8 protein-coding genes are annotated in these 11,863 nt (G+C 46.9%); 6 read left to right on the top strand and 2 right to left on the bottom strand.

The features are described from left to right. Window positions 1-22: 22 nt before the first annotated feature. Together ABJ081_07755 and ABJ081_07760 are read left to right on the top strand one after the other, a co-directional pair. Entirely contained in the window at window positions 23-1,387 is a 1,365-nt protein-coding gene (locus tag ABJ081_07755; protein MEP6356561.1) for a HAMP domain-containing sensor histidine kinase, read from the top strand. Then, entirely contained in the window at window positions 1,384-4,308 is a 2,925-nt protein-coding gene (locus ABJ081_07760; protein ID MEP6356562.1) for a bifunctional [glutamine synthetase] adenylyltransferase/[glutamine synthetase]-adenylyl-L-tyrosine phosphorylase, read from the top strand. The genes ABJ081_07755 and ABJ081_07760 overlap by 4 nt, the downstream gene beginning before the upstream one ends. Window positions 4,309-4,310: 2 nt before the next feature. Here ABJ081_07760 and glpD read toward each other — a convergent pair whose 3' ends face one another. Continuing rightward, a complete protein-coding gene (glpD, locus tag ABJ081_07765; GenBank protein ID MEP6356563.1) occupies window positions 4,311-5,900 on the bottom strand; it encodes a glycerol-3-phosphate dehydrogenase in 1,590 nt (529 codons plus the stop codon). Continuing rightward, window positions 5,887-6,663, bottom strand: a complete 777-nt coding sequence (locus ABJ081_07770) for a DeoR/GlpR family DNA-binding transcription regulator (protein MEP6356564.1) — start codon at window positions 6,661-6,663, stop codon at window positions 5,887-5,889. Before ABJ081_07770 ends, glpD begins: the two co-directional genes overlap by 14 nt. Before the next feature lie 294 nt (window positions 6,664-6,957). Between ABJ081_07770 and ABJ081_07775 the strand changes: the two genes are divergently transcribed. The 4 genes from ABJ081_07775 (at window position 6,958) to ABJ081_07790 (ending at window position 11,861) form a co-directional block, all read left to right on the top strand. Further along, window positions 6,958-8,694 (top strand): ABC transporter substrate-binding protein, encoded by a 1,737-nt coding sequence (locus ABJ081_07775; protein MEP6356565.1) that lies wholly within the window; start codon window positions 6,958-6,960, stop codon window positions 8,692-8,694. Window positions 8,695-8,829: 135 nt separating this feature from the next. Continuing rightward, window positions 8,830-9,888, top strand: a complete 1,059-nt coding sequence (locus ABJ081_07780) for an ABC transporter ATP-binding protein (protein MEP6356566.1) — start codon at window positions 8,830-8,832, stop codon at window positions 9,886-9,888. A 9-nt stretch (window positions 9,889-9,897) separates the two neighbouring features. After that, window positions 9,898-10,980: an ABC transporter ATP-binding protein gene (locus ABJ081_07785; protein MEP6356567.1), complete on the top strand. Its 1,083-nt coding sequence runs from the start codon at window positions 9,898-9,900 to the stop codon at window positions 10,978-10,980. After that, window positions 10,977-11,861 (top strand): sugar ABC transporter permease, encoded by an 885-nt coding sequence (locus ABJ081_07790; GenBank protein MEP6356568.1) that lies wholly within the window; start codon window positions 10,977-10,979, stop codon window positions 11,859-11,861. Before ABJ081_07785 ends, ABJ081_07790 begins: the two co-directional genes overlap by 4 nt. The last annotated feature ends 2 nt before the right edge of the window (window positions 11,862-11,863 follow it).

Below are 11,863 nucleotides of genomic sequence, written 5' to 3' on the forward strand. Positions count from 1 at the left end.
GTTTAAATTGACAGCCATTTATATGACTGTTTTCATCGTTTTTTCGATAGTCGTCACGGGCTATATTTTTTATACAGCCAATGAACGTCTTCGCATTCAACTTGACGATACCATTGAGAGCGAAATATCCGGTTTGCGCAGTCATTATCAGCAGCGCGGCATTCGCGGGTTGTTGGATCGTGTGCAAAGCAGAAGCACACAGCCGGGGGCTCCAGCCCTTCTGGTTATTAATTTTCAAGGGCGCGGCTTAACAGGCAATATTCCCAATTTGCCGCCTGACTTTCTGAGGCTAGATAGAAATCAGATCCATCCACTTCCCTATGACAGAACAGATCCCGATGGGCAGGTTGAAAGCACGCTGGCTATGGTTCGTATATTTGATCTTGAGGGTGGGTTTTATTTGGTTATCGGGCGCGATGTTGGGGAGCGCGAAGAATTTAAGCAGATCATATCGGGCTTTGTTTTTATCGCGATTATCGCCCTTATGTTGCTTGGATTTTTGAGTTGGTATCTGGTCGGGCGTCATGTGCTTCGCCGCATTCATAATATGTCTGAGACAAGCCAGAAAATTGTGGCCGGCAAATTGTCTGAGCGTTTGACGATTGATGGTTCTGGTGATGAATTTGATCGTCTGGCCTCTAACGTCAATAATATGCTCAACCGCATTGAAGGCTTGATGACGGGTCTTAAAGGCGTCTCAGATAATATAGCCCACGATCTTAAAACCCCTTTAAGCCGTATGCGCAACCGCATGGAAAATGCTCTTTCTGGAAGTGCCAGCAAGGCAGAGTTGCGCGAGGCTCTTGAGGGAACCATTGTTGAATCTGACAATTTGATAAGAACATTTGACGCTCTCTTACGCATCGCAAGGGTGGAGGCGGGGACCTCGCTTGGGGTTGATGAAAAAGTAGACCTCAAAGCGGTGATAGAAGATGTCTGCGAGCTTTATGATCCCGTTGCTGAAGAGGTTGGTGTAACGCTGGAAACTGACCTGAGTAGCGCGCACATTGAAATATCCGCAAGCCGCGAGTTGGTCAGTCAGGCGGTTGCCAATTTGGTGGATAATGCCGTCAAATATGCAAGCAATAACAATGCTGAGCCTGCTCGTGTGTTAGTTAAGCTGGAAAAAACCAGCGGTAATGCTGTCATCAGTGTAAAAGACAAAGGTCCGGGCATTCCCGTTGAAGATTATGAGCATGTGACAAAGCGCTTCACTCGATTGGAGCGAAGTCGTACGAAACCTGGTAGTGGTCTTGGGCTCAGCCTTGTTTCAGCAGTCGTTAAATTGCATGGTGGCAGCCTGACATTCGGTGACAATGCCCCTGGACTTATTGTAGACATGACTTTGCCGGTGAAAAACAAACCAATGGAAAGCAAAACTGAATGACGTCACAAAGTGGCCAGTTTGGAGAAACCTTACAAAGGCTCCCCGCCGGAGATGACGTCTATGAAAAAGCATTGCTTCAAGAGTTTTTAGAAAAAACCGCCAACTTTAATCCGGACGAAAAATTACGAGATTTTATAAAATCCGTCATGAGCAATGCGCCCTATTTGCGCGATGGGTTATTGCTTGAAGCTGAATTTATTCAGAACTCTTTTGCCACACCAATTAATGACAATATTGCCAGCTTGGTTGAACAGGCTGCGTGTGTTTGGCAAGCAGGAGCTATCGAAGGCGACGTGATGCGTGCCCTTCGCGATTTGAAAAGAAAAATCGCACTGCTCCTAGCGCTTGCTGATCTTGGTCAGATCTACACATGCGAGCAAGTGACAAAAGCGCTTGCTGATTTTGCTGATGCAGCTCTTTTATCTGCTGTGAGATTTTCTCTCATTGAAGAGGAAAAACGAGGTAAAATTGAGCTGAAAAAAACGGATAAACCAGAGTATGAGTCCGGCCTTATTGTTCTTGCAATGGGGAAACATGGTGCGCAAGAATTGAATTATTCAAGCGATATTGACCTGATTATCTTTTATGAGCCTGAACGCATTCAATGTGCCGATCATTATGAAATGCAGCCTGCGATGGTACGGGTTGTCAAACGTATCGTGAAAGTCATGAATGAGCGCACTGAGCATGGTTATGTTTTTCGAACAGACCTACGCTTACGACCAGATCCGGGCGCGACTGCTGTGGCGATCTCTACTGAGGCAGCTCTCACTTATTATGAAAGTCTGGGTCAAAACTGGGAGCGCGCCGCTTTTATCAAGGCGCGGCCTGTGGCATGTGATATTGAAGCGGCGGATGCTTTTTTGTTAGAGCTTTCTCCCTTTATTTGGCGCAAATATATGGACTTTGCGACCGTCACCGATGTCCACGCTATGAAGCGCCAGATGCATCAGCATAAAGGTCACAGCGTTATTGCCATTAAAGGGCATAATGTGAAACTTGGTCGTGGCGGAATTCGCGAGATCGAGTTTTTCGTCCAAACACAACAGCTCATAGCGGGAGGGCGAAATCCCTCGCTTCGAGTGCGTGGAACAATTTCCATGTTATCCTTGTTGGCTGAAGCTGGTTGGATTGATGCCGCGACTGCTGAAGAACTAACGCGACACTATACTTTCCTTCGCAACGTAGAACACCGCATCCAAATGCGAAATGACGAGCAAACACATTTACTCCCTTCAGATGATGAGGGCTTTGAGGCGGTCTCCCGTTTGATGAGTTATGACTGCCAAGCTGATTTCGAACAAGATTTGCTGATCTGCTTTCAAAGCGTCTCGAATTATTATGGAGAATTGTTTGAACAGGAGACAGAGGCGGATGAGAGCGGGTTTTTGTTTGCACTTGGCGAAGATGATCCTGACATGCTGGAAACGCTCAGCGGCATGGGCTATGAAAAAGTCAAACAGGTTTCCACTATTGTCCGTGGTTGGCATCAAGGCCATTATCGCGCCCTTCGTAATAAGCGCGCGTTAGAGACGCTCACTCAGATAGCACATAAGCTTCTGACTGCTCTTTCAAAAACGACACAGCCGGACCGTGCGCTTTTTGCTTTTGATGATTTTCTTAAAAGCTTGCCAGCGGGGGTTCAACTTTTTAGTCTCTTGAAAGAAAACGAGCATCTTCTTGATTTAACAGCTCAATTAATGGGATCAGCACCAAGACTTTCCGCAACGATAGCCCGTCACCCTCATGTCTTTGATGCCCTTTTAGAGCCAGCTTTTTTTGGGGCAGTTTTAACCCGTGAGCAAATGAAGGACCAGCTTCAAATTACGCTTAGTGAAGCCGTCGATTATCAAGATACGCTGGACCGTGTACGCGTTTTTACACAAGAACAGCAATTTTTGATCGGCACACGGCTACTATCAAACACCGTATCCATTGAGGAAAGCGCAGCCATCTACACAACCCTTGCCGAGGTTGTGCTGGAAGCTTTGTTGGTTGCTGTTCGTCGAGAAATTGTGCTGACCCATGGCGAAGTGCCGGGGGGGGATGTTGCCGTGTTAGCAATGGGGAAATTAGGTGGGCGGGAGATGTCGCCAACGTCTGATGTTGACGTGATCCTCATTTATAAAGCCGCTGATGATGCTAAGGAGTCTGATGGTCGGCGACCATTAGCGGTGAGCCAGTATTTTTCTCGTGTGACACAACGTTTCATTGCCGCTCTTTCTGCGCCAACAGGCGAGGGTATTGCCTATCCTGTTGATATGCGCCTGCGCCCATCTGGCAAGGCGGGCCCTCTAGCGACGAGCATCGAAGCATTTGAAAAATATCAACGTGACAATGCTTGGACATGGGAACATATGGCGTTGACCCGCGCTCGCGCGATTGGCGGTAGTAAAGAATTGAATGAGCAGATCAATGGCATCGTACACGATGTTCTCATTCAGCAAAGGGATGACGCCAAATTGCGTGCAGACGTTGTTGAGATGAATGATCGCTTACATAAGGCAAAAGAGGCCAAATCGATTTGGGATATCAAAAACGTGCGCGGTGGCATGGTCGATGTTGAGTTTCTGGCGCAGTTTTATCAATTATCCCATGCGGCGAAACATGAAAATCTTTTAAAGAAAAATACCGGAAAAGCCCTGGAAACTGCTTTGAAGGAAGGTATTCTGAGGTCGAGTGACGAAGATATCTTACTTCATGCTTACAGGCTTTACAGTGGGGTCATCCAGTTGATGCGATTGTGCTCAGAAGAAACATTTAATCTGGAGACGGCACCAGCTGGTTTTGTCGCGAGATTATGTGATTATGCCGATGTTCCTGATGTGACGCGACTCGCATTGGAACTCAGCGATACGCAAGCCGCGGTTTTACGTATCTTTGATAAGACGCTAAAAAGTGATTTATGCACTAAAGGCTGACCCTAGGCAGCCTCTCGACCGGTCTCATTTTTCTTCTTAATATAAGCATCCAAAATACCAGCCTGTTCTTTTGAAAGGCGTAGCCCCATCTTGGAGCGGCGCCACAGAAAGTCTTCGGCCGAGTGGACCCATTCATTAGCAATGCCCCAATCTATTTCATGTGAAGTTAATCCATGTCCAAAGTGTTCACCAAGGTCATCCATAGAGCTAATTTCCATAAAGATTTCAGCGCACTGCGTGCCATATTGCCGAATGAGGCGTCGCACTGTAAACGAGTCTAAAAACGGAAGTTGTATTGCCAGTTCCTTTCGTAATTTTTCAATCCCGTCGACTGCAACGTCTCCACCCGGTAAAGCCGTGCCTGCTGTCCATGGCTCAGTTTTCTGTGTCATTGCCTCATCGATTTTTTCAAGGGCACTTTCTGCCAGCTTGCGATAGGTAGTGATCTTTCCGCCAAAGATATTCAGCACGGGCGCGCCCGCTGACGTGTTTAGCCGTAAAACGTAATCTCGTGTAGCCGCTGTGGCGGAACTTGCTCCATCATTGTAAAGCGGTCTAACGCCTGAGTAGGTCCAAACAACATCATCGCGCGTGATATTTTGTTTGAAGTAGTTGTTTACGAAATTGATCATGTAATCGGCTTCGCTATCGCTGCATTCAGGCCTCACAGATACGTCGGTATGCTCAACATCGGTGGTGCCGATCAACGTATAATCTTCTTCATAGGGGATAGAAAACATGATACGGCCGTCAGTGCCTTGGAAAAAATAACACTTGTCATGATCGTATAAGCGCTTCGTGACAATATGGCTCCCACGCACAAGGCGCACGCCATCACTGGTGTCCAGATGCGCGACATTTTGGATCACATCCTCCACCCATGGACCGCTCGCATTCACAATCATTTTAGATCGGCATGTGGTTGTGATGCCAGCAGTATTTCGCATCGTGATCTCCCACAGTCCGTTTCTTTGTACAGCTGCTGAAACCTTCGTTCTATCAAGAATTGTCGCTCCTTTTTTTTCTGCATCTTTAATATTTAAAAGGGTAAGGCGACTGTCTTCAATCCAGCAATCTGAATACTCATAAGCACGTTCATACCTGCTTTGTAGAGGCTTGCCCTCAACAGCGGATTTAAGTTTGAGCGATGACGTTCTGGGCAGAATTTTTCTTCCACCCAAATTGTCGTAGAGAAATAAACCGAATCTAATCAACCAGCGCGGTCGACGTCCTTTCATCCACGGCATGATGAATGAAAGTAGGCGCGATGTGGGCGTGTTGCTCTCAAAACGCATGTCCGGATAGACGGGTAGAACAAAGCGCATAGGCCAAGAAATATGGGGCATTGCTTTGAGTAGAATTTCACGCTCAATCAGCGCTTCTCGCACGAGTCGAAACTCAAAATATTCCAGATAACGCAGTCCACCATGAAAGAGTTTGGTCGAGGATGATGAGGTGGCTGAGGCAAAGTCATTCATCTCTGCTAGAGCCACGCAATAGCCACGCCCGGCAGCGTCACGAGCAATTCCTGCGCCATTGACGCCCCCACCAATTACAAACACATCATACGGCTTCGAATTACTCGGTTTCATTGCCGTCATCCGTTACTATAAGTGTGGTTTTTGCATGCTTTGCAGCAGCTTCGAACTCAAGAGGGGGCTGAGTATCTGTGACTATGAAATCCAGTTCATTGACGTTACAAATTCGATGGGGTGCAGACACGCTAAACTTTGATCGATCGCAAACCAGAATGCGCGTTCTTGCATTGGCCAATATTGCCCTTGATACGGCCACTTCGCGCTGATCAAAATCAAGGATTGATCCATCGGTATCGAGTGAAGATGCACCAATTACCGCAAAATCAACCTTGTAGTTGCGGAACGCGTCTATCGCGCCATTTCCAATAATAGCACCGTCGGAAGGCCGCACTTCACCTCCTACGATGATTAAGGATTTCAATCGTGCTGTGCGCAGGATATGAACCACATTGATATTGTTTGTGACGACCGTTAGATCTTTGTGGTATTTGACGGCGTCTGCCACCTGTTCGATGGTTGTGCCAATATTGATGGCGACCGAGCAGCCATCGGGGATGAGTTCTGCTGCGCGCCTTGCAATTCCATTTTTTGCACTGACTTCCAGCTGTCTTCGTTCTTCGTAATCAACGGTGGATGTGGTGATGAGACGTCGGGCACCTCCATGTATGCGGGCAGCTAGACCCCGGTCGCATAATTCGCTGAGATCCCGTCGTATGGTCTGTGTGGTGACGTCAAAAGATGAAGCCATAGCATCGACTTGGACGCTGCCCACCTCTTTGAGTTGTTCCAAAATATGTTCTTGTCGCTCGTTCAGCATCGCACTTCATTTTATTCATTTGAACATCTAACGTTATATAAAGAACATTATAAAGCCTGTTTCGTCTAGGCTAAAATCTATATTTTTACTCTCATTGTTAAAAAGATTGACTCAAAATAAATAATAACTCATTGTTTTTAATGATTTATTTGATTTATTAAAAAATATTTCTTCTTACTAAGTTAATAGTTGACAAGAGTGTGTTTTTCATATGAACTTAAAAAAATGCCGGTGGAGGCTGGCATTTGACGATAACACTTAGGCATTTGACAATAAACACTTAGGGAGGAAAACATGCGCAAGCACTTACTTGGTGCAGTGGCGACACTCGCACTCGTTGTTACTTCGCAGTCCGCTTGGGCCGACGCAGAAGCAGCAAAAAAATGGGTTGAAACTGAATTTCAACCATCTGTACTGACCAAAGATGAACAAATTTCAGAAATGGATTGGTTCATCAAGGCTGCAGAGCCATATAAAGGCATGGAAATTAACGTCCTTTCCGAAGGCATTCCAACTCACTCTTATGAGAGCGAAGTGCTAACGAAAGCATTTGAAGAAATCACTGGCATTAAAGTCAATCACCAAATCCTTGGTGAAGGTGAAGTTGTGCAGGCTGTGCAAACACAGATGCAAACTCAGCGGAACCTCTATGATGCCTATGTAAATGACTCCGATCTCATCGGTACGCATTCACGCCTTCAGCTTGCTTATGTTCTTTCAGACAAAATGAAATCTGACTGGGCAAATACAACAAACCCAGGCCTCGACCTTGAAGACTTTATGGGTACTCAGTTCACAACCGGTCCTGATGGTAAGCTGTATCAGCTTCCTGATCAGCAATTTGCGAATCTTTACTGGTTCCGCAAAGACTGGTTTGACGATCCAAAAAATAAAGAAGCGTTCAAAGCTAAATATGGCTATGATTTAGGTGTGCCAGTGAACTGGTCTGCTTATGAAGATATCGCTGATTTCTTCACCAATGATGTGAAAGAAATTGGTGGAACGCGTGTTTATGGTCACATGGATTACGGCAAGCGAGCTCCTGATCTTGGCTGGCGTATGACGGATGCTTGGCTTTCAATGGCTGGTGCTGGTTCAAAAGGTGAGCCAAACGGCGTACCAATTGACGAATGGGGCATCCGTATGGAAGCAGGTAGCTGTAACCCAGCTGGTGCATCAGTTTCCCGTGGGGGCGCTGCTAATGGCCCGGCTGCTGTTTACGCGATCCGTAAATGGGATGAATGGTTACGAGCTTACGCTCCTCCAGGTTCTGCGTCCTATGATTTTTACCAGTCACTTCCGGCTTTGAGCCAAGGTAACGTTGCCCAACAAATTTTCTGGTATACAGCGTTTACGGCTCAGATGGTTGCGCCTAAATCAGAAGGCAACAACACGATTGCTGATGACGGAACACCGCTATGGCGGATGGCTCCATCACCGCATGGTCCGTACTGGGAAAAAGGCCAAAAAGTCGGTTATCAGGACGTGGGTTCATGGACATTCTTGAAATCTACACCTGAAGATCGTGCGCAAGCTGCATGGCTCTATGCTCAGTTTGTTGTCTCTAAAACAGTCGACGTTAAGAAGTCTCACGTTGGTCTGACTTTCATTCGTGATAGCTCAGTTAACCACGAAAGCTTCACAGAGCGTGCACCTAAGCTTGGTGGATTGGTGGAATTCTACCGCTCACCAGACCGCGTTGCATGGTCACCAACGGGTGTGAATGTTCCTGATTATCCAAAGCTGGCTCAAATTTGGTGGCAGCAAATCGGTGATGTGAACTCCGGTGCCTTCACTCCACAAGAAGCGATGAACCGTCTTGCAGAAGAGATGGATATCACGATGGCACGTATGCAGTCTGCTGATGAGAAAGCGCAAGTATACGGTGGTTGTGGACCTCGCCTTAATGAGCCTAAAGATCCGTCTGAATGGCTTGGAAAAGGTGGCGCGAAAGCAAAACTCGACAACGAGAAACCACAAGGCGAAACGGTCGATTACGACGGTCTTGTAGCTCGCTGGTCAGCTCAATAAGAGCTGTTAGTTTTCTACCACGTTGATAACTCTGCTGGGGCTCCTTTGTCCCAGCAGTCTCCTTTGCAGGAGGCCATGAGAGAATGGCCATAGCATTAAAGGGCTAATTCACAGCCATAAAAAAGATTATAGATCATGCTTGAACTCGAAAATATAACCAAGGTCGTCGGTGGGCAGAAGCACATTAAAGAGACCAGCTTCTCCTTGAAAAAAGGACACTTCAATGTCTTGTTGGGTAAAACCGGGTCTGGGAAAACCTCTTTAATCAAGCTCATCGCAGGACTGGATCCAATTGGTTCAGGCACCATCAAAATAGATGGAGTAGACGTTACCAAACTGAACACGCAACAAAGACAGATCAGCTTGGTACATCAGTTTTTTATCAACTATCCCCACATGACAGTTTTCGAGAATATTGCCTCTCCATTACGGGTTGCAGGCATGTCGAAATCAGAAATTGAAGGGCGGGTTGAAGAGGCGGCTGACATTCTCAAAATGAAGCCCATGCTGCAGCGCCGTCCTCACGAACTTTCGGGTGGCCAGCAACAGCGCACCGCACTTGCTAGGGCGATCGCAAAAGAATCCAAAGCCGTGCTCCTTGATGAACCACTGGCAAACCTTGATTATAAACTTCGCGAAGAACTGCGCGAACTATTGCCCGAACTTTTCGCGAACCGTGGAGCTGTTGTTGTCTATGCGACATCAGAACCTGAGGAAGCTCTTCTCCTTGGTGGTGAGACGGCACTCATGGATGATGGCTATGTGCGTCAATTCGGCCCAACGAGTCACATTTACCGAAATCCAATCACGCTCTCTGCATCACAGATTTTCTCTGATCCACCGATCAATTATGCCAAAGTTAGCAAGCGCGGTGCTCAAGTGCATCTTGATCAGTTCGAATGGGAGCTTCCATCCAAATTTCAGTCTTTGACAGATGGTGATTATCAAATCGCCATCAGGCCGCACCACATTCTTCCCTATAAAGACCATGGCGCCATTATTCCTGTGATAGGGCGTATTGGGGTCACCGAATTAAGCGGATCTGAATCAAGTGCTCACTTTGAATTTGGAAATAATAGCTGGGTGTCTTTAGCGCATGGGGTTCATCCTTATAAGAGCGGGGAAGAACACACCTTCTATGTCAATCCAGAAGAATGTCTGTTCTTTACGCTTGATGGCAAAAGGGCGGCTTAGGAATTAATCATGGCAAAAATTACACTTGAAAAACTCCGCCATAGCTACATGCCAAATCCAACGCGGCCGGAAGACTATGCGCTTCAAGAGATTAATCTCGATTGGAACGATGGTGGGGCTTATGCATTGCTGGGACCGTCAGGCTGCGGAAAAACCACGCTCTTGAATCTCATATCAGGTCTGCGCACTCCTTCTGAGGGTAAGATTTTATATGATGGAAAAGATGTCACGCATTTGCCGCCAGAGTCGCGCAACATAGCACAGGTTTTCCAGTTTCCTGTGATCTACGACACCATGAGCGTCTATGATAATTTGGCCTTTCCTTTGCGCAATCGCGGCGTTGATGAGAAAATAGTTGATCGTCGGGTTATGGATATTGCGGAAATGCTTGAAGTAACAACCATGCTAAAACGCAAGGCTGCAGGCCTTTCTCCTGACAACAAACAAAAACTCTCCATGGGGCGAGGACTTGTTCGTGAGGATGTGAATGCAGTCATGTTCGATGAGCCTCTAACGGTGATTGATCCACATTTGAAATGGAAACTCCGTTCAAAGCTAAAAGAGCTGCATCAAAATATCCGTCACACAATGATATATGTGACGCATGACCAGACAGAGGCGCTCACATTCGCTGATGAAGTGGTTGTGATGGATCTTGGACAGGTCGTGCAAATAGGAACACCGGTAGACTTGTTTGAGCGCCCCGCGCACACTTTTGTTGGCCACTTCATTGGCTCGCCGGGCATGAATGTTCTGCCGTGTGAGGTTATGGGTGATAAAGTTAGTTTGAGCGGTCATATTCTTGAAACGGATGGCGATATAGACACAACAAAGTCCGGCAAGATGGAAGTTGGTGTGCGCCCTGAATTTGTGTCGCTCTCAAAATCGGGAATAGAAGCACGTGTCCGCAAAGTCTCCGATGTTGGCCGACATGCCGTTGTTGAGGCTATGATAGGCGACCATCGGATCGCTGCCATACATGAAGGTGAATTGCCAAACCAAGGCGATCTCATCCGCCTCGCGTTACAGCCGGACCATACCCGTCTTTATGTGGATGGTTGGTTGGCTATGAAGGGGGACGATAACAAATGAAAACTGAAAATCAAAAGGCTTGGTTCTTTGTCCTACCGGTGTTGCTGTTGGTTGCATTCAACGCAGTGATACCAATGATGACCGTGGTTAATTACTCGGTACAAGAGACCTTTGGTGATAACCGTTTCTTCTGGGAAGGGCTAACTTGGTTTCAACAAATTCTCAATTCTGATCGCTTCCACAGCGCACTGGGCCGCCAGTTTCTCTTCACCTTCATCATATTGACAATTGAAATCCCGCTTGGTGTCGCGATCGCGCTTTCGATGCCGCGTAAAGGACCTTGGGTTTCTGTTTGTCTTATCTTGATGTCTCTACCTATGCTTATTCCGTGGAACGTGGTTGGAGCTATGTGGAATATCTTTACCCTGCCTGAAATTGGCCTGTTGGGCTATTTCCTGAACAATGTGGTTGGGATCAACTATGACATGACCCAAGACCCGGTCGCCGCATGGGTAACGATTGTTACGATGGATGTCTGGCATTGGACGTCACTCGTTGTACTCTTGGCTTATGCTGGATTGGTGTCGATACCCGACGCTTATTATCAAGCTGCCAAGATCGATGGTGCTTCGAATTGGTCCGTGTTCCGGTTCATACAATTGCCTAAGATGAAGAACGTTTTGACGATCGCCATTTTGTTACGGTTCATGGACTCCTTCAATATCTATACAGAAGTGTTCGTTCTAACGGGTGGTGGTCCGGGTAACTCAACCACATTCCTCTCAATTGATTTGGTAAAGATCGCACTTGGTCAGTTTGACCTTGGCCCAGCAGCAGCGATGAGCTTGATCTATTTTGCAATCACCCTTCTGGTCTCATGGCTCTTCTATACCCTCATGAACCGCGACGACCTCAATGACTACGAAGAAGTGGAGCACTAATC

This window comes from Hyphomicrobiales bacterium, assembly GCA_039989895.1.
In the GTDB taxonomy this organism is placed as follows: Bacteria; Pseudomonadota; Alphaproteobacteria; order Rhizobiales; family JACESI01; genus JACESI01.

Coding starts and splice junctions, on each gene's coding strand:
- ABJ081_07755 (MEP6356561.1), top strand. CDS start 23: ATGACTGTTTTCATCGTTTTTTCGATAGTCGTCACGGGCTATATTTTT.
- ABJ081_07760 (MEP6356562.1), top strand. CDS start 1,384: ATGACGTCACAAAGTGGCCAGTTTGGAGAAACCTTACAAAGGCTCCCC.
- glpD (MEP6356563.1), bottom strand. CDS start 5,900: ATGAAACCGAGTAATTCGAAGCCGTATGATGTGTTTGTAATTGGTGGG.
- ABJ081_07770 (MEP6356564.1), bottom strand. CDS start 6,663: ATGCTGAACGAGCGACAAGAACATATTTTGGAACAACTCAAAGAGGTG.
- ABJ081_07775 (MEP6356565.1), top strand. CDS start 6,958: ATGCGCAAGCACTTACTTGGTGCAGTGGCGACACTCGCACTCGTTGTT.
- ABJ081_07780 (MEP6356566.1), top strand. CDS start 8,830: ATGCTTGAACTCGAAAATATAACCAAGGTCGTCGGTGGGCAGAAGCAC.
- ABJ081_07785 (MEP6356567.1), top strand. CDS start 9,898: ATGGCAAAAATTACACTTGAAAAACTCCGCCATAGCTACATGCCAAAT.
- ABJ081_07790 (MEP6356568.1), top strand. CDS start 10,977: ATGAAAACTGAAAATCAAAAGGCTTGGTTCTTTGTCCTACCGGTGTTG.